Source organism: Litoreibacter ascidiaceicola, from assembly GCF_900129235.1.
GTDB lineage: Bacteria > Pseudomonadota > Alphaproteobacteria > Rhodobacterales > Rhodobacteraceae > Litoreibacter > Litoreibacter ascidiaceicola.
Genome location: NZ_FQUV01000001.1, coordinates 90,314 through 109,410, shown reverse-complemented (window position 1 = coordinate 109,410; position 19,097 = coordinate 90,314). Strand labels below are relative to the sequence as shown.

General features: G+C 62.2%; 13 protein-coding genes. All 13 read right to left on the bottom strand.

Translation table 11 applies throughout. The features are described 5' to 3' along the window. Window positions 1-14 precede the first annotated feature (14 nt). From BUB72_RS00455 to BUB72_RS00395, 13 genes are read right to left on the bottom strand one after another with little or no spacing between them, the layout of a single operon-like run. Window positions 15-3,908, bottom strand: coding sequence for an eCIS core domain-containing protein (locus BUB72_RS00455; RefSeq protein WP_073138798.1), 3,894 nt, complete (start codon window positions 3,906-3,908; stop codon window positions 15-17). A gap of 15 nt (window positions 3,909-3,923) precedes the next feature. Further along, entirely contained in the window at window positions 3,924-7,346 is a 3,423-nt protein-coding gene (locus BUB72_RS00450) for a hypothetical protein (protein ID WP_073138795.1), read from the bottom strand. A gap of 13 nt (window positions 7,347-7,359) precedes the next feature. Continuing rightward, a complete protein-coding gene (locus BUB72_RS00445) occupies window positions 7,360-8,994 on the bottom strand; it encodes a hypothetical protein (RefSeq protein ID WP_073138791.1) in 1,635 nt (544 codons plus the stop codon). Next, window positions 8,987-11,980 (bottom strand): baseplate J/gp47 family protein, encoded by a 2,994-nt coding sequence (locus BUB72_RS00440; protein ID WP_073138788.1) that lies wholly within the window; start codon window positions 11,978-11,980, stop codon window positions 8,987-8,989. Before BUB72_RS00440 ends, BUB72_RS00445 begins: the two co-directional genes overlap by 8 nt. Next, the gene (locus BUB72_RS00435; RefSeq protein WP_073138784.1) at window positions 11,977-13,185 is read right to left on the bottom strand and encodes a baseplate J/gp47 family protein; all 1,209 of its coding nucleotides are present in this window, start codon (window positions 13,183-13,185) and stop codon (window positions 11,977-11,979) included. Before BUB72_RS00435 ends, BUB72_RS00440 begins: the two co-directional genes overlap by 4 nt. Then, complete coding sequence (locus BUB72_RS00430; RefSeq protein ID WP_073138780.1) at window positions 13,185-13,583, bottom strand: GPW/gp25 family protein; 399 nt, start codon at window positions 13,581-13,583, stop codon at window positions 13,185-13,187. Before BUB72_RS00430 ends, BUB72_RS00435 begins: the two co-directional genes overlap by 1 nt. Continuing rightward, on the bottom strand, window positions 13,583-14,407 hold the full coding sequence (locus tag BUB72_RS00425; protein ID WP_073138776.1) for a phage baseplate assembly protein V: 825 nt from the start codon (window positions 14,405-14,407) through the stop codon (window positions 13,583-13,585). Before BUB72_RS00425 ends, BUB72_RS00430 begins: the two co-directional genes overlap by 1 nt. 10 nt (window positions 14,408-14,417) lie before the next feature. After that, the gene (locus tag BUB72_RS00420) at window positions 14,418-15,587 is read right to left on the bottom strand and encodes a phage late control D family protein (protein ID WP_073138773.1); all 1,170 of its coding nucleotides are present in this window, start codon (window positions 15,585-15,587) and stop codon (window positions 14,418-14,420) included. Further along, window positions 15,587-15,922 (bottom strand): hypothetical protein, encoded by a 336-nt coding sequence (locus BUB72_RS00415; RefSeq protein ID WP_073138770.1) that lies wholly within the window; start codon window positions 15,920-15,922, stop codon window positions 15,587-15,589. The genes BUB72_RS00420 and BUB72_RS00415 overlap by 1 nt, the downstream gene beginning before the upstream one ends. A gap of 4 nt (window positions 15,923-15,926) precedes the next feature. Beyond that, complete coding sequence (locus tag BUB72_RS00410; RefSeq protein ID WP_073138766.1) at window positions 15,927-16,556, bottom strand: hypothetical protein; 630 nt, start codon at window positions 16,554-16,556, stop codon at window positions 15,927-15,929. Next, the gene (locus BUB72_RS00405; protein ID WP_073138763.1) at window positions 16,546-16,758 is read right to left on the bottom strand and encodes a hypothetical protein; all 213 of its coding nucleotides are present in this window, start codon (window positions 16,756-16,758) and stop codon (window positions 16,546-16,548) included. Before BUB72_RS00405 ends, BUB72_RS00410 begins: the two co-directional genes overlap by 11 nt. Then, window positions 16,755-18,140, bottom strand: a complete 1,386-nt coding sequence (locus BUB72_RS00400; RefSeq protein WP_073138760.1) for an ATP-binding protein — start codon at window positions 18,138-18,140, stop codon at window positions 16,755-16,757. Before BUB72_RS00400 ends, BUB72_RS00405 begins: the two co-directional genes overlap by 4 nt. Further along, entirely contained in the window at window positions 18,137-19,096 is a 960-nt protein-coding gene (locus tag BUB72_RS00395; protein WP_073138755.1) for a Pvc16 family protein, read from the bottom strand. The genes BUB72_RS00400 and BUB72_RS00395 overlap by 4 nt, the downstream gene beginning before the upstream one ends. Window position 19,097: the final 1 nt, after the last annotated feature.

Sequence of the window (19,097 nt, the reverse complement as noted above, 5' to 3'; positions counted from 1 at the left end):
AAATTAATTTTGTTTTATTGGAAGAGCTTAACGGTCTCGGATTCCGCTTTTCTCAGGGAAACATAGAGGTTCTTTAATACAACTTTCATCTTGCGGTCGGCGCCGTCGGCGTCGGTATTGATCGCTTTCACCTTCGCGACCTCTGGCAAATACACCTCCCGCACGGCATCGGCGTGGGTGGTGGTGCGCGCTTCCAAAACACGCTGGATCGCGACACGCTTCTTGGCGACAAAATCAAGCCGGGCTTGCGGGACGCCCGATCTGACATACTCCGCCGCGTCGTTGGTAAAGCCCTTGGTGTCCACCGGTGCTGTTTGTGTGTCGGCGGGGTGCTTGACTGCCAAGGTCACCTCGGTCGCCAAGGGGCGGTAAATCGGCACGGCAAAGCCGTCATCATCTTTATAACCCAAAATCTTCGGCTTGTCGGCAAATAGCGGCGTCGCCTCGAGTTCCGCCAAGCGATCCAGACGCGATTGCAGCTTTGTTGTGGCGTTCTTGTCCGAGGCCAGTTTGACCGTCTGCTTCTCGTTTGGGTCGACGATTTTGTGGGATTTGGCCGCATGAACGAAGGACTTATCAAGGATGTGGTCATACTCGATAAAATCGCCCAAGCCTGCGGTGCGTGATCCGTATTTTTTGCCGATACCTTCGATTTTGATCAGGTTGTCGCCACCGGCCTGACCGCCCTCGAAATAGATGTCGCTGCCGTCTTTGGTGGCGACCTCGTCGATCTTGTGTTCGGGGCGTTTGGGCTGGATGCGGTCAAGCCCGTAAAGTGCGATGTTCTGCGCCTTCAGGTTGGCGAGACCTTTGCTTACTTTCGCCTTAACCGTCTCGGTCGCGGTGGGGTCGGAATTGTATATCTTCTGAACCTCCGCAGCCTCGGCGTTCAGCTGCGCCCTGATCGCGGATTTAACGTCGTTGATCCTTTCGGGGACGGTCTTCTTTTTCATCGCGCTGGCGACGATGGCGGCTGCGTTCGGCAGACCTTTGCCTTTAAGATTGATGTGGTTGCGGTGATAGAGCGCGATGGCAGGAAAGCCGCCCGCATCCGGCCCGATTTTATCACCGGTGGCTTTGCTGTTGAGCAAACCAAGCACAGGGGCGGCCCCTTTTTGAACGCTGGCATCCAGACTGGTGCCGGGCAACGGGTTCACACCGGATTTTTCAGCCTTGGCTTTGCGAGACGCGCGCAGGAATTGGGTATCGGGTTGCGGTGTGGCGGACAGATCGTTGAGCGTGTGCAGTTGCTCGAACACGCCCAAGGGGAAGCGCTTTTCGATGGTGTGGTCCAACTCGTAGAACCGCGACAGGTGAAAGCCTTTTATGGGGTCCTTATTCGAGGCGGCAAAAGTCAACTTGCTATAGGTGTCAACCTCACCCTCAAAGGTCTCCGAACGCGGCTCTTGCGCGCGCAGCAGCGCTTGGCCGTCTCCGTCGGTGTCAAGGAACGGGTCGGTTTCGATGTCGCGCCCCAACAATTCGAATTCCGCTGCTGCCTCTTCAAGTTCAGCGTGTAGGGCCGCAAATTTGGTTTTGTTGTTCTGCTTTTCGGATTGCGGGTCGAGCCCTTTGGTTTCCGCGGTCGTTTCCTCGGTGGATTCGTTGCTGGATTTCTCCAGCTTGTTGGATCGCTCGGTGGCGGTTTTGTCGTCGATATCCTTGGTCGCGTCGTTGGTGGCGGGGCCTTTGCCTTTCAGCGGTCCTTCCTCGCTGGCCATGTAGACCTCAATCTTGCGGCCAACTTTCTTGCCAAAGATCGTGTGAGGCGTGCGCCCGATCTTGAACGCTTTGGACGGCAGCTTGCGCTTGCCGTTCAGCTTGCCGATCAGTTTAGAGAACAGCGCCTTGGCCTTCTTGATCACGAAGGCGATCATCTTGCCCATCGCCTTTTTAACAGGCGCTTGCAGCTTGGTGATCACCGCCTTGATCTTCGACGAAATACCTCCAAGCCCCAAGGCTGCGGCGAGGAAAGCAATCACCACTGGCACCGTGCGCCCGATGGTTTGCTCGACAAAGTTGGCCGCCGCCTCGGTCTGGCCGCGCGCAATGGCCCCGACAGACGAGAAGATAGACTGCGCCACATCCATGATCTGTTGCAGCCGCTCGATGAAGGCCACGATCAGATCGTAGATGCCCAAGACCACCTTCACCACGGCCCCCACGGGATTGGACAAGCCTGCCAGCCATGAAATCCCCGCTTTGATCACCGTCGTGATCACCATGGTGGAGATGCCGCCGATCAGGGTGGCTTTGAAGTTCTCGATCATCTCCAGCATTTTCTGCCAGATGCCCGCGAAGCCTTCTTTCAACAGGACCCGCACGATCTCGACCGATTTTTCAATCAGCGCCACTTTGCGTTCCCCTGACGGGCCCAGTTGCTTGACCAGTTGCGCGCGGAAGGTGGCGTAGGTCAGGCCGAGGATTTGCATGACCAGCGACATCAGCCCTTTGAAGTCGAACTTGGCGGGCAGGGTGATCCCTGCGCCCGCAATGGCCCCGAACAACCAACCAAGCAGACCTTTCTTCAGGTGCTGCAAAATGTTGGTCCCGAATTTCATGAAGCCGCCGACGACGGCCTTGATCAGGTTTTTGGCAAAAGCGAGCGGGTTCTCGACGATCAGATCCAGAACGTCACCGGCTTGCTGGATGATCGCCCAAACCTTGTCGGCGTAAGGCCCCGCCAGTTTCAATGCGCCGCGCACGGTGAATTCCAACACCTTCTTGCCCACATCCACCGCGAAAGTGCCGATGTCACGGACAAGGGGCAGGAACTGCTCCATGATGAACTCTTTCGCGCCCAAAAGCGGCGGGCTGAGGGCTTTGGCGATCACCCCCTTGAGGCGTGACCATGTCAGGTTCAAATCGCCGAGGCGGGTTTGCACCCATTGGAACGCTTCCTCGACCATACGGGTCTCGCGCAACTTGTCGAACAGGACGGTGCCAAGCGGGTGCAGACCAAAGAGGCCACCCAGCAGGTTGGTGGCGGTTTTCAGCACCTTTTTGCCCGAGAACAGCGTGCGGCCCATGATTACCGTGATCAGCGTATAGCCCGGAACGTAGCGGGCGAGCGCCTCGATGGCGCCGCTGCCGAAGCCGCCAGCTTCAGGGGCTTCTTCGCGCCGGACGGGCTCGCAGCGCAGGGGCAGGGCCTCGGCCCCTTTGGTTTGTTGCACCACATGGGTCAACTCATGCGCCATCAGACGGGTATTGGTGGGGCTTTCCCCACGGCCAAGCCAGATACGGTTCTTATGGGCAAAGGCGCGCGCGCCGATGCGGGCGGCGGCGTCTTGGTCAGCGGGGCTATCATGCAGCCGCACATCTTCGAAACTGGTGCCGAAATGCGGCTCGATCCGCGCGCGCACGCCGCTGGGCAGCGGGCGGCCAGGGCCGGGATTGGCAACCAGCCGCGACACATCGGACGGGGCAGGGCCGCCCATGCGCCCGACGACCGCAGTGGGCGATGCGGAAGCCTGAAGTTCGCCCTCCGCCGCGCCGCCGGTGTCAACGGGCGCGCCGCTTTCGAGTTCCCCCATATCGGCGGCGTCCAGCCCTTCGGTCGCTACGTCATTTTCGGCGGGGAGGTCGAAATCCTGTTGGTCCGCAGGGGCCGGAACGTGGGTTAACTCGTCAAGGTTCGGCTGGGCCTCGGCGTCGCGCCGGAGGGCTGCGGCCGTTGCGGGGGCTGCGACGGCAACAGGGGCTACGCGCGCAGGTGTTGCACCGACAACGCGCGCAGCCATGGTTTCGGCTTCCCGCTCTGCCGGATCATTGACCGCGCCCACCGTCAGGCTGGGGCTCAACACAGGCGGCGCAGGGCGCAGGATCGCAGGTTGAGGTCTGCGTACAGGCACCACGGACCGCGAGGGCCGGGCCGTTCTTGTGACTGTGCGCGCCTTGGTTTTCATGACCCTGCCAGCACCCTACTTTTTCGGCTGACGCGGTTTGCGGGTGACCCCGCGCGGTTTGCGTGTGCCAATTCCCTTGCGCGTTGTGGTGGTCTGGCGCGTCGGCTGGGTGCGCGTTTTGACGGTTTTCTCTTTCGCCGCAGCCTCGTCCTTAGACGTCGGTGTTTTGGTCTCCATCTTCAGACGCGCCGGATTTTTGGCGAGGATATCCAGCTTGCCTTTGAGGACCTTGTCGGTTGCTTGTTTGATAATGACCGGCTCTTTTTCGACCACCTTTTTCTTGTCGACCTCTTTGATGCCGGAGATATCCAGATCACGCCCTTTCGGTAGGTCTTTGGTTCCCTTGGCGGGTTGCTTCTTGCCACCTTTGACATCCGTCAGCTTGCCGCCCTTTTCCCCAATATCAAGGATGAGCCGGTCTTGGTCCTTCGAGAGTATACCCAAGTCGCCCTTCAGCTTGTCGGCCAGTTTGCTTGTGTCGACCTTGAGCAGGCCTCCAAATTCGGCGAACCGGTTTTTGAACAGAGGGGGAGTTTGCTCAATCACCACGAACTCGACCGCGACGCCTTCGCGTTCCAGCAGCACGACCCGATCCCCCGGGCCAGGACGGCGGTTGAGCAGTGGGCGGCGTCCGTCGGCCATTTCGACCAACTGCGCCACATTGCCGATATCAAGCTTCTCGGCGAGTTCGAAACCCGCCTCCTTGAGCTCTTTCATCGCCTCGTCGTTTTTCATTCCCGTGACATTGAGGATGGGCGGGTTGAAGCCGCGTTGCCATTCGTTCAGCACCGCAGCGCCACCTCCACCTCCACCTCCAAGGAACGGTCCGCCAATCTGGTAATTGGTCGCGCCATAGGTTGGCTTGATCGGCCAGAGCGGCGTTTTCTGCGGCGGATCCCACGGGGCGGGACCAGCGGCGGCGAGCCACGCGCGCAAACGTCCCGACGGGCCATTGTCGGCGCGCAGGACTTCCTCGGTACACAGGTCCTTGAAGCCGGACAGGATCGTGCCGATCAAGTCACCGTTGTAGTAGCGCTGACTGCGCGGCGTGTTGGCTTGCTTGCGGCAACACATCATGCAGACCTCGCTGGCGACGATGCTGCCGGGTTTGTAGTTCGACAGCTCCACGCAGGCCAGGGGGATCAGGGTCCAGCCTTCGACCATGTCCGGACAGGCTGGCACCACGCGGTCGCAGAGGCATTCAAGGCGGAATTCCTCGTCCTTTTTCATAATTGCGGCATAGGCCAGTGTTTTGCTGACCAGAGCCAGTTGGCCGGACGTGCCTTGCAGCGGGCCGTTCGACAATTCCTTGTCCAAAGCGGCGTTGATCTCGCGCAGCTCTTCGGCTTTGCGTTTGGCCAAGGGGTCGCCTGCCTCCGACAGCCGTTTTTGGTATTCCTCGATCAACTCGTCGAGGATTTTCTGGGCGACGTTGATGGTTGATTTGTTCAACTCCGCGCCGGGCAGGGGGCGGATGTTGTTGCGCAGGCAGACGTGCAGCAGGGTCAGCACTTCCACGGCGTCTTTCCTGTCCGGCAGTTTCTCGAACAATTCGCTTTGGGTCAGGCTGCCACGCCCCTCAAGGCAATTGCGCACCTGATCCGACAGGGTCAGATCGGACGTGCGGTAAGCCAGTGCGGCGGGGGACAGGAAATACTTGGTCCGGCCGTCGCGCACGCCCAAAGACAGACAGATTTCGACGTTGCGCTTTTGGAGGTCCACGAAAGACTTGGCGTCTGGCAGAAACTGGCTTTCGTCAAACTTTGACAGCTGTAGCTGGTCGCGCTGGCGTTCGTGCAGGATGCCGTTGCGGTCAAGGGCAACTCCGCCGCTGATCTCGATCGTGCCGTCGCCCAGCTCGACCGACAGGCCGCAGACAACGCCCCAATCCATCATCGTGCGCATCATCAGTTGCAGCTGCTTGTTGTCGTCGGCACGGCACAGCGCGTTCAGCGCCTCGTCAACCGAGCGCGCGCTGCCCAAGGTTTCGCATTCCTCATCGGACGGATTGAAAGCAACATGGGTGGCGTTAATGTCGCAGACGCGGTCCAGCGCCTCTTGAACGGTTTGCGTCTCGCCCAGAAGGTCGCAATTCGGGTCCGCGTCATAGCTGATATGGCTGGCCGGCAGATCGGCGAGGGTGGGAAAGGACAAGCGGCGGCGCAGGGCGTCCGGCAACGGCTCCAAGGTTTCGCCATTCGAGAAGGCAATCGGGCAGAAGTGGTGCATCGGGCCAAGCGGCGGTTGCGCGCGGCCCAAGGGCGCGCCGTTCAGCAGCGCCTGCGCGTCTTCGGGGGCGTAACGGCGCAATTCGGCCAGCCAATAGTCGCCTGCAACCAGTTCGCGACCCTGATGCGTCAGGGTCAGGGTGAAGAACTCTGTGGTCAGGGTAATATCACGGGTGCTGACACGCGGTTTGGCGCTGGCGGCACTGGGGCCGGAGGGCCGCGTGCTGGTGTCCAGTGGCAGACGCACCATGCCGTCCCAGCGGCGCACATGGGTATAGCCCAGCTCGGAGGTGTCCTTGGGAAGCGTTGCATCGCTAGGGGTGTCAGAGCGTAAATCGGCGGTAAACGCCCCGCGCGCAGCAACATGGTCACTGGCGAAGTAGCCAAGTTGCGCCTCGGTCGTCTCGGAGAAATACTCATAGACCGCGTTGTCACGCTCTAGCGCGGAGCGGGTTTCCAGCGGCTCCACTGCTTCGGCATTCTCGGAGGACCAAGCCAGCCGGATGGCGGTCATCTCGCCGCGCTGATCGCGTTCCACCGAGACGACCTCGATGCGGACCAGTGCGTTCGGCAGCACCTTGTCGATGCTGATCAGATCGGCGCAGGGATCGCAGGCGTCCAGCTCGGTCGAGGCTTGAGCCAACTCCAGCGACATCACCGCAGTGCCGCGCGCCTTGAAGGCCGGATGTTGGTCAAGCGCTTTGGGCAGGTCTTCGAGGCTGCCCAGTTCGGGCAGGCATTTCAGCTGGACCATTGTGCGGGTCCGATACGACGTCTCCGCCCCGTGCAGGCCCGCATCGGCCAGATACAGGTCCTCATGCGCCATAATTGGCCGCTCCCACAGGTCGACATAGACCAAACCTTTGGTGGGGGGCGGGCCGTTGGGCAGGTCGGCTTGTGCCGCAAAGGCCGAGAACAGGTCGACGCCCTCTTTCTCGACATCCCCAAGGCGGAAATGACCTTGCTTGCCTTGCGCGAAGACGGTGCCGGATTGGAGCATTACCTCGTCTTCCTTGCCCAACGCGACCATTCCACCGACCGCAGGTACGCCGGAGCCTGCGAACGCAGCCCCTTGTGCTTCGTCGCGGTCCTGGTGGATTTGTCCGGCTTCGGTCAAATCGGCATCGGTGATCATCGCCCCTTGGACATGGGCGATGTTGGAATAGCGGTGCTCCTCGCGGAAGCTGAGCCTTGAATGAGAACCCTTCATCTGAAATCCCTCTCTATATGTCGCTGTCGGCGGAGCCCGAAATGGGTGGACTCAGGGCCAGCATGGGGTCGTAAAAAATGGCGATCTCCTGCCCGAGCGGCAGGAATTGTTCGAGCTTGTTCTTGAGCGCGCGCAGACTGGCGGCGTGGTACAGACCGTGGCCCGCGCCCATCTCGCCCTCATCCTCCGCGCCAGTGGTGATGGCGGCGGTGGTGTCGGTGTCGAGCACGGCGTATCCGGCCTCGCCATAGCGGGCGATGCGTTTGACGCAGTCCTTGTCGTCCATGTGCCAGCGATCGATGAACTGCGGCAGGGCGGTGGTGTTCGACCCACCGCGCGCATCCAGACAACGCCGCGACTTTTTGCGGCCTTCATCGCGTTGGGCAAACCGCGAATAGCGGATGCAACTGGGCGGAGTTTCCGCATCGGCGCAGATCAGCGTATCGGCGAGCGAGACGAACAGGCAGTCCGACGCATCCAGCCGCGCAAAATCAGCGCCTTCCATGACGGTGCAGTATTCCATCTGCCCGTGACGCCCGTCAGCGAGGATCAACTCGAATACCGAATTGACCGCGCGAAAACTCACGCCCCGCACCTTGGGAAGCGCCAATTGCACCGTGTGCGCGGCGCAATCAATGAACGTCACATTGGTATTGGCCGCGCCCTTGAGCGTGACGTCGCCCTTGTCGCTGACAAAGCGGATGCCTTCGAATGTCACCGCGCGGTTCGGAAGGTTCAGCTTGGCGGGTGTCTTGGCAATGACAGCAGGGCCGGTGATGCCGTCGCCCAATTGCGCCATGGGCAACAGGTCCTCCGCCCGCACGACAGAACCTTCCCTGAGCAATGCGTTGAGCTTCTTCTGCCCCAAAACCACCTCTGGCAACGCTTTGTGGAATATCCCCTGCGGCGGGCGCACATGGATCAAGGTGCGGCGCGGGTGTGGGCCGATGCGGCGCACGCGGTCTGGATCACGCAAGTCAGGGCTGCGCGCGGTGCTGTCATCATAGGCGCGCGGAAAGCACGAGACACCGTTCGGTGCCAGCGGGCGCCAGTAACTGTCGCGCGCATCGGGGTCGTGGCGGTCGGCCTTGAGCCGGTGGAGCGGGTTCGATCCGCCCTCATCCACGACCGCGCGGTCAAGTTTGCGGAAATCCGGCGTGACGACGTTGGACGGCTGCGCCGCGTCGGGGTGTTGCGTGAACGGCGGTAAATCCATGCGCGGCGTCTGCGCGGTCATGCGCCAGCCTTCTTTGGCAACGGTTTCGGTGCGGGCCACCACATCGCCAATATTGTCAATGGACGACAGCGTTCCTTTCGATTTGAACCACGCGACGGAGTTGTTCAGCTCGTCGGCGCGCGCCACAGGGTCGGGTGCTGTCAACTCTGCGCCCAAAAGCTCCGCCAGATAGGGCACAACCCATGGCTGGATTGCTCGCCCGTCATCCAAGGGTTCGGCAAAGCTGTCGGCATGGGCTTGTTCGGTTGTCATGCGGATCTGGTCGAGCAGGTGGCCAAAGCCGTGCAACATCGCTTCCAGATCGCCGAAATCGCCTTCGGTACCAGTGTCGCGATACCGGTATTCTTCGGGCAACTCGCGATAGAGGATGCGTCCGGCCCGTGAGCGGAGGTCATTGATGTTCTCAGTCATGGAGGCCTCGCACATTTACGGAAATCGAAGGTGCGCCGGAGAGGGTCGCCGCGGCGGAGTTTTCGCCGATATGGGCCACCTCGTTGGCGCGTGGAAAGATCGTGACGATCTGGTCGTCACGCACCATCACGCGCGGCAGGTCGCGGGGCGTGTTCGGGCCGTAATCGAAACGGGTGACGATGCTTGTGGCGACACCGGGGACGGCTTCGAGCGCGGCAATCGCCTCGGAGATATAGGCAGGCTGGCCAAAGTCGCGCTGTTTCAACGCGAAACGGGAACGCAGGGCGGCATCACACGCACCTGCAATGTCCGTGGCGTCATAGGAGGTGAGATCGGCGCGAATGTCGGCCCAGATACGCAAGTATAGCGGTGTGTAAGGTTCAAACGCCAGCGTGACCCCGGGCAAGACCCGACCGCCAAGCGCCTCTTGCAGGTCCAGTTTGAGCTGTTCGTTCAACTCTGCACCGCCTGCGGGCACGACATGGAGCCGCACCAGACGGGTGCGCCGCGCCGTGGCCACTTCATGCGCACGGGCACGCCAGATGGCGGCATGGCGGTTGCACAGCATTTCAGTGTCGCGCAGGGAGACCGCGCGCCCGTTTGACGACAGACGCGCAGGGGCGGAGGTGCGCAGGCTTTCCACCGGCTCGCGGTCGGCACCGCCCGAGGACGCGAAGGGCTGATAAACCGCCTTCACGGCGGCGTGCTTCTTCGAGGGCTCGACCAAGGAAAAGGGCGGCATTCCGGACCCGCGCGCACCGGTTCCGACACGGTGCCGCAACAAGGTGACGTTGTTGCTGCCGGTTGGCAGACGCCTGCGGAAATGGATGGTCAGAAATCCGTCCTCGCCCAAGGTGGAGGACCAACTGCGGGTCCCGTCAGCTGCCGGATTGATGTAATCCGCATAAGGCCAAACCTCGCCCTCCACGGCGACATCCAAGGCGGGCATGACGCCGCTTTCGGGCACGGGGGATGCGATGTGGCTGATATCGGCGAGTTGCAGCAGAAAGCTTTGGCGCATCTGTTCGCCATCGCCGGAGCCCAGCGTCTTTGGCCCTTTGCTTTCACCATGACCCGCAGTGATCGCGTTCAGTTGGAACACAGTATCACCACGGGTCATCGGCGCGATGGAGCCTGCAATTTCCAGACTGATTTCCACGCGCCCGCTGCCCAGCGGCTTGATCGTGGCAAGGCTGGCCTGCACGTCGGTCACGGCATCACTGATGATAAGCGGACGGCCGGGGCGCAAAATGTCCAACGCCGCGTCGGAGATGCTTTCGAGCGTGAGCAGAGCAAGATTACCAAAAGGCGCAGGGTTGTAGTCATGGCCGTCGGGGTGCAGGGACTTGCGCAGCGGGCCGATGAACTCGGATTGGTGCGGGGCAGGGATGTTCGCGTCGAACTCGACGTGGAACTGCCCCTTGTCCTGACGTAATCCGCGCACGCGCAGCGCTTGCATCGCCCCGTCGCGGCGATTGCGGCGAATAAAATATACGCCACGGCTCAAACCCTTGGGCAAGGCCCCTTGAAACGACGCGACGCGCGCGCTGTCTTCGCCCGTCACTTTCGGATCTTTCACCACTTTGGCCGATACGGATTTTTCGCCCTGCAATCGCATGTAGACGACATCGGGGCTATGGGGCGGTTTGAAGGTGTAGCCCACGAGCGGTGCACCGCTTTTGTCCGAACGGACCTCGCCCACGCCCTCACGGATAATCTCTAGCCCTTCCAGATCGTCCGTGTCGTCGCCCCAGACCTGTGCCACCACGTCACCGCCATTGATATAGAAGACGCGGTCGATCTTCGGGGTCGGACTTTGAAACACTCCCGGCTTGACGCTGGCCAGCGGTGTCAGCGGGACCAGCTCGAACGCGTCAGGCAGCTCCATGTCCTTGGGTATCGCTAGGGTCACGCGGCTTTCATTACGGTCCACGACGCGCAGGATGCGCGAGGCATTCCCGTCGCGCAGCTCCACAAGGTCGCTTTTCTGCAAGGCGTTTGGACGCTCTAATTCGACGACGCTGGTGTCTTCCGTGCTGCGGGGCAAGGCGCGCAGCACATCCGCCGGATCGCGCCAAAGCATCGCCCGCGACGTCTCCGGGCGGCGCGCCAAGCCTTGCGCGAAGGTCAGCGTCAGCACGCTGTCATCGCTTTGGTCACTGACATCTGAGAGGGTTACCACCTGACCCCTGCCATGACCCGCGACGATTGCCAGCTCTCCGGGGCTGATCGCGTCCGCGTCGGGGTTAAGCCAGTCGGCGTTCTGCGCGGGCAGGGGTGTGGTGTTCACGTCCCAACCGACCACGCGGGCGGCATTCAGGTCGGGATGCGCAAGCAGTTTGGAGAGGGTTTCGAAGATCAGCGGCTTTCCCGTGGCGGGCGTGTGCTTCATGGCCAGTCCTGCGGCGATTTCGGTGCTGTCAGCGTCGGGCTTCAACTCCAACGCGACCAGCGTGCTGGCAGAGGCGGCGGGCGTTGGTTGGTAGTTCACCAAGGCGGCCAGACGGCGCAGGTTGTCCCATTGCGTGGCGGTGCGCAGATAGCCTTCGTTGGCATAGGCGTTCAGATGGCCCAGCGTGACATGGCTGGCCCGCGCGAAGGCGCGCAAAATGTCCCAGGCGTAGTCGCCGTCGCTTCCGGCTTCATATTGCGCCCGAATACGCAGCCCGCGCTGGCCGCGGCTTTCCAGTTTTACGCCATCCTCGGTAGTGGGTGGCAAGGCTTGCGCCAACCGTTGCCAGACGAGCGCACTGCGCAAGGCATCAACATCGACCTCCGAGCGCGCCAGATCGGAGGTTTCGGTCAGGAACAGATCGCGCAAGGCCTCGGGCTGGCGCATCTCGACCGGAACGCCTTTGGCGTAAAGCCCCGTCAAAATCTCGCGCAGGCGTTCCAGCCAGATGGCGGCGTCGCCGTCGACATAGTCGAACCGGCTCATGCCAGCGCGGTTCCAGCGGGTCAGGTCGGTGGGCATCAGGTGGCTCATCCGGTTTCCCCTCCTTGGACGGTGATGCGGAACGCACCGCGTTCTGGGGCATGCGCGTCGCCGGCACACAGCAAATAGGTGTCTGGATCGACGGCGATGAAGCCTTCGGCGCTGCGATCCTCGAAGCTGCGCCCGACACGGCGGAAGCGGTTCAGGCAGGCCACGGCCACGCCTTCGATCTGCATTGCGGCCTCGATGATGTCGGAGGCATAAAGCGCCTCGCCAAACCCCAAGCGACCCGGCTCGAAGAAACCGCCCTGGTCGGAGGTGAAGACTTCGGCAACCGCTTGGCGCAATTCGGAGCGGAAGAAGCCGGGTTTTGCACGCACGGACAGGGTGACGTTGATCGGCGCTGCGCGGGCAGGTTCCAAGAACACCTCGGAGCCAATCATCCGGTAGGCGTCGATCAACACGCGCAGGATGGTCCGGCCCGTGAGTTTAGGTCCGATTGGGGGCAGGGCCAGATTGCGGTTGGAGTGGAATGTCACGATCTGCTCCCAAAGCTCCGCACGCAGGCAGTTGGGACGGGGTGCGTTCGCAGCCCCGTCATGCAGGGGCGCATCCATCGGCAAATCGTCCTCCAGCAAGGTGGCGATCAGGATCGAGTTCCACGCCCCCGACCAAACCAGCCGCGCTTGTGCCAGCGCCACCAGCGGGTGGCTTTGCACGGTCGCGCTGTGGTCGTCCAAGGTGACCATCCGGTGTTGCGCTGCGATCTGGCTGGGACCGTCTTGGCGCGCACGCTCCATCGCGGACGGCACCCGCAGCCAGTACTGCTCCAACGCTTGCGCGTCGGTGGGGTCTGCGTTCGCGGGGCGGTAAAGGCGATGTGCTTCTGCCAGTTCGGCGTCATCGGGTTGCCAGCCAATCATCACCAGCAACCTGCGCACGGAGCCTGGGCGGCGGGCGGTGTCCAGGAACCGCTCGGCCTGCACGCGGTCCAATGCGTGTGAGGCGCGGTCCAACGCGGCGGACAGCAGCTCGACAAGCACCACCTCCATATCGGCAGGGGTCCAGCGGCGACGGTCGGGGTAGCGCGACGCCAGTTCCTGCATCATAAACAGCCGGAAGCTATCATAGTCGCGGACTTTCCAGTCGAAATCATCCTCCACGCCGGGAATGGGCAGCGGCAACACCTGTTCGCGGGTTCCGCAATCGGGGCAGGTTCCGTCGAAAATCAGTTTGGCTGCGGCAAGGTCCGCCATCACGTCACCTCAAATCTATGGGTTTCTTCGCGGGCAAGCGCCGCGATGGTGTAGCTGATCTGGACCATCAACACCTCGGGCTGGTCCGGTGGCGCGCCGATATCGACGCGGATGGTTTTCGGGTCAACCTCTCCGGCCAGCGCTTCCGACAACGCGCCGTAAAGACGGTTTTGGGCCAGTTCCCACAAGCCCACGGCGTTCGGCTCGAACACATGCTGGCGTGCGCCGAAGCCGTATTCGGGGCGGAACACCCGCTCGCCCGGCGAGGTGAACAGAACCTGCTCCACCTGCTGGCGGATATGGTCGAACCTTGCGACCTGTGCGGCCCCGTTTTCCGTGATGCGAAAGGGGAAGGCCATGTAGCCGACACGCGGTAGGGTGCTTTCATATTGGGACATTAGCTTGCCGTGCTTTTCGTGGTTAAAACGGACGGGGTGAGAGGGACCAGCGGCGGCGAGGTCGGTGCGCCGATGGAGGTCGCGTTATGGGTGTGCGCGTTGAACAGCGACAGGAATGTGGAGCCCTTGATCAAAGGCTCCCCGCCCGATCCGGCGACCGTCACCATGGAGCCTTCGATATTCACAGTGGCGGAGGATTTCACTTCAACGCCGCTGCCTGACATGCTGATTTCATTGCCATTCGCATCCGTGCAGGTGATGCCGGAGGAGGTCATGACCAGCTCGTTCCCGTTGCCATCCGCGACCGTCAATTCACCACCCGCCGCGTCCAACGTCACCGTCGCACCCGCCGCATCGGTCAGGATCATGGAGCCGTCCTGATCCAATACCATCGAGGCATCAGCGGCGGATTTCAGGGTTAACACCTCGGTGCCGTCAGTGTCGTCGAGCGACAGCACATGGCCACTTTCGGTCTTGATCAGCTTCACCGCTTGGTCGGCATATTCTTCAGGCACTTCACCACCTGTGCGCCAGAACGTGCCGGTCCACATCGGGCTGGCGGCGTCGCCTTCCAAAAACTCCGCCACGACCTGCGATCCCACTGGCGGCACGGCGAGCATCCCGAACCCTTCGCCGCCACCATACGGGACAACGGGCAAGGCCCAGTCCGAGGTCTCGGTGCCCAGAACGGACGGGATCACCAGCTTGCAGCGGCCGCGCAGGTCGGGGTCTTCCACATCGGCCACAAAAGCGCGGTACTTGCCGAAATAGCTGCGCTGTTGCTTGCGGATCGTGCTCTCGAGGGCTTGGAAGATTTCGGACATTTCGGCCTCCTCAGAACAGGTTTTGGATGGCGGACAGGACTGGCGATAGCGGTGCCGCGCCCACGGCTTCGGTTTCACCCACGGCGTTGCGGATCAGTTGGAATTGCTGGCGATAGCCGTCGGGGGAGAACTGGTGCGTGACCGTATCCACGTAGTAGACGCCACCATTGCGTGACCCCACGCCGTCGACGGTCACCGTGCCGCCAACCCGCAGGACATGGCCGTAAAGCGTGCCGTCCAGCTCGCCATTGGCTCTGATGCGAAAGCTGGCCTCGTTGACCATGCCTTGGGCGCGGGCTTCGATCTCGTCGACAGTTTCGTCGCCTTCGCCCTTGATGCGGGCAATGGCGGGCGTGCCTAGCCCTGCGCCCTCCGATGCGGCGGGGTATTTGCCCAGCAAGGGCAGGTCGGCCACGGCTTCGCCGGTCACCGCTTCCGCGCCATCCGTCGCAGGGGCTTTTTCCCATGCCACGACATCGGGTTTGTTGGCCTCGTCGGAGACAGCGAAATTCAGGCAATTCGTAGCGCTTCCCGCATAGACCATGATCGGTGCTTGCGGGTCTGCCTCCAGCCGTTTGGGGCCGAAATAGACCTCGCCGCGCTCGAAGATCATCTCGAACCCGTTGGCCTTGGCGCGGTCTTGCAGCAAGGCAATCGGGGTGGAATCTTGCGTAAGCGCGCGGGCGCTTGCCCCGTCCGGCCCGTCGAGAAGCTTCAAGGGCAGGGGTTTGATCAACTCCTCCACAATGGCGCGGTCGGTCATGGGGGCGGTCTCGTCGCCCCACACCTTGCGTTGATGTTCGCGCGACAGGGCTGCACTGTCGTCGAGGCACTCGATCACCAGCTTCGCCTCGCCGCCATTTTGCGGGTAGCTGGGCTTCAATTCCATGATGTAGCCGCGAAACACTTCGTCGATATGGGTCTGGAAGTCGGCATTGATGACAATGGTTTCCCACCGCGCAAACAGCCCCGCATCGGCGGCCATGTAGTCGCCATTGGTGTCGCGGCGGTCGTCGATGGTGATCGACGCACTGGCTGCTTCCATGCGCGCTGCACGGACCTCAATGGAGGAGACCAGTGCGGCGAGCGAGCCGATATCCGTCTTGGCAGAGCCGACCAGTATTTCCACCGATGCGGCCTGCCGGAAACCGGGGTCAAGGAGTTGATCGAGCAAGCCCATCAACGCACCTCCCGCCGACGCGGGACAAGCAGCGTGGTGCCGGTTTTCTCGGCTGCGACTTCGGGCTTGTCTGGGTGGCCATCTGGCCCGTAAACCATATCTTCGGGGAACATCACCTCCGCGTTGCAATCCGCCATCCGCCGCCAATCCCTTGGATTTGCGTAGTAATTTTGCGCCATCTGGTCGAGACGGTCACCCACGGCGACGCTATGTTCCAGCACCGCTTCGGGGTTCGCGATTGCGCGCCCCCGCACGCCGCGAAAGCCGCGTGTGCCATCCTCTGGTGGCTCGAACAGGGCGGTGGTTTCGTAGTAGCTGCCTTTGAAAAATGCCATCGCGTTAGGCCCCCAATCCGGATGCGAGGTTCAACCCTGTGCCAATGGTCTGGCGCACCTTGTCGGCAAGGAAGAATGGGTTGGCGCTTTCGATCACTTGCATCGTCAGCCCCATTTCGGCGCGGTAGGGCATCAGGTTGGGCAGGTGCATCGTCTCTTTTTGGGTCACGCCTGTCAGGAACACCGGAAGCAGTTGCATCCCCCACGCGAATACCAGCACCGAGGCGGTTTCATCCCGCTCGAACGCCCGCGCGCCGGACAGGCCGAGCGAGGCCAGCACTTTCACACCGCCGGGACCTTGTGCTTTGGGTTCCGCCATGGAGCGGAGCGTGTCAATCTGCGGCTGTACGCCAAAGGTTTTGGCGATTGCGTCCCCGTCATTCAGCGCGTCGGTGGCATCCAGCAGGATGGTGACCGAGAAGCTTTCCGCCTGCATTTCAACGCCTTGCGCGACGCGGGAGGTTTCCAGCGGCGACAGGAAGTCATAGCCACCGCGCGACCCCGGCGCATCGCCGGTTTTGACCGTAACAGTGCGCGAACGGCTGATTTCTTGCGGGTTGAACTTGAAGACCAGCGCCAGCGGCGGGATCGTCAGCCCGTATTCGAACAGCATTCCTTTGGTCTCAACCGCCATTGCGCCCGCCTTTCAAGCCGGAGGTGACCTGACTGGCCAGAACCGCGCCCCTTTGCCCGTGGCTTTGGATTGTGATCGGGCCATTGGGTTGTGCGCCCTTGGCCAAGGCTTGGCCCACGGCTTCGGCAATGGCGCGGGCGTCATGGGACGCGGTCGCAGCCATCGAGGCAGGAAGTTTCACAGTGAGGCGCTTTAGCTTCATGTCGTAACCTTTAGATAATCAGCAAGATATCCGATTTCAGATGGGCGAACTTGCCTTGTGTCTTTGGTCAGTTCGGCCCAGATCGCGCGGGCAATATGTGGCAAGTCGATGGTGCCAGTGTCTGCATAGGCCAGCACGGCGGCATAGGTCGCCGCATTGGCGATGGAGCCGCCGGACAAACGGACCGCCGCGCCAAGGGAGTCCAACTTGACCCGCGTCGCGAGCGGCGCTTTGGGGGGCAGAAGCACCTTCCACAAGGCAGCGCGCGCTGCGTCGTCGGGCGTCGGGAAATCCACAACCAGTTGGAAGCGGCGCAGGAAGGCGGGGTCTACGTTGGCCCGCAGGTTGGTGGTCAGGATCACGGGACCGGAATGCCGCTCGAACCGCGCCAGCATGTGGCTGACCTCAAGATTTGCGTAACGGTCACGGGCATCGCTAACCTCGCCACGCTTGCCCAGAAGCCCGTCCGCCTCGTCGATTTGCAGGATGGCGTTGCGGCCCTCCAGGCTGTCCAAAAGCGCGTTGAGGTTCTTTTCGGTCTCGCCGACATATTTCGACATGATCCGCCCCAGATCGAGGCTGTAGAGTGCCCAAGGCTCTCCCGTTCGCTCGCCCAGCTCCGTTGCCAGCACGGTTGCCGCGAAACTTTTGCCAGTACCGGACGCGCCCGAGAACAGCGCCAGCGGGCCATGCACAGCGCGCGCACCCCAATCGCGGGTCATGGCGTGGCGGTGTTCCACCCAAGCGCCGAACTCGCGGAGCTGGCGTAGGGTCGGGGCGGGCAGCACCAGTTGATCCCATGCGCCGCGCAAGGTCGAAAGGGACGCGCCGGGCGGGGGGGACAGTTCAGGGTCGCGATCCAGCATCGCTCTGATCAAAACGGGGCCGGGGCGCAGGGTCTGGGACGGTGTCGTGCCTTCGATTTTCAGCAATCCGGATGCCACCAAAGGCGATGTGGGGGTCAGACGGGCGATCAATGCGGCGATCTCGTCGCTGGTTTCCAGCATCAGCAGCTCTTGAACAAAGGCCAAGCCGGGCCAAGGTGTGCCAAGCTGGGGCTGCAAGGACTGGATGCGCGGGGCGAAGGCGGGACGGGCCACGGGGGCCAAAGCCAAGGCCATCAGGTCCAGGTCTTGCGGCGTCAGTTGCTCCAGCACATCGCCGGAAATCATCGCGCTGAGCCCTTGCCAGCTGCCCGCCGCGCGGGTTTCGGAGACGCTGGTGGACAGGGCGGCGAAGCGGTCTGCGAAGTCGTCATCAAGGGCGGCACCCGTGCGCATGGCTTCAGCCAATGACAGCATGTCGTGCAGCCGTGCCCATTCCAGATCCATGGCGGAGGACAGCAATTCGGCGGTTGCGGGGGTCGGGGCTTCGATATTCATGTCACCACCACCCGAACTGTGTTTCCTGCGGGCATGTCCGCCCCGTCAGGCCGCACGATAAGCGTTGCCACGTCGCCGCTGGCCGCACTGTCGAGTGCCACCGCTGCGGTCGGTGTGTCTAGGTCGAGGGCCATGGCCGCAGCGCTCGCAGCTTGGGCCGCTTGCGACTGGGGCGTTCCGTCGGCGCGGGTCCAAGCCACTGTGACTTGAACGGCCTCGCCCTCAGGGCCGGCGATGGCGAGTTGCACCTGTGCCGCGCCGGCTGGGACGGTGACATCGGAGCTTAGCGCGTCGCCGGAGCGGATCATCGAGAACGGAAGCCAGTTCACAGGCGCATCCGGTGCGGTGATAGCGATGGGGGTTGCGCCGATTTCAGCGTCGGGCAAAACGTCCGCGCCCAGATCCAGAACCACGCTTTGCACAGGGGATGGCGGTGTCAGGTAGGCCAGTGGCTCAACCGGGATGAGGGCCAGCTCGTAAGCCACTGATAAACGGTAAGAGATTTCACTGCCTTGGATGGACCAGATATGGTTCATCTCCTCCATCTCGGTGGCTTGCAGCACGGCTTGAAGGCGGTACTGGCTGACCTCGGGGGCCGGAACACCACCGGGCAGGATGGTCGGGATCACGGGCTGCGATTGCAGCACGCGCACCGCATGGCCAAGCACCCGTAAGTCCTTGTCCTTGATCGCCGCATCAGTGGCGTTGGAAAAGGCGGTCAGCAGCACATGGGCGCGGATGAATGTCGGCTCGTTCGGGGACAGATCGGGATGGATGCCAGACGGTGAAATCCGGTAGCAAAAGACGTTAAGGACGGCTTTGTCCGACCCTTTGGCCTGGTCCGCCGCCGCGCTTGGGCTTTCGACGGTGACGGTCACATCCTGCGTGAAGTTCGCCGCCAAATGATCTGCAAAGCCCTGCATGGCGACGGAGAGGGAACTTGCGTCAATCGCCATC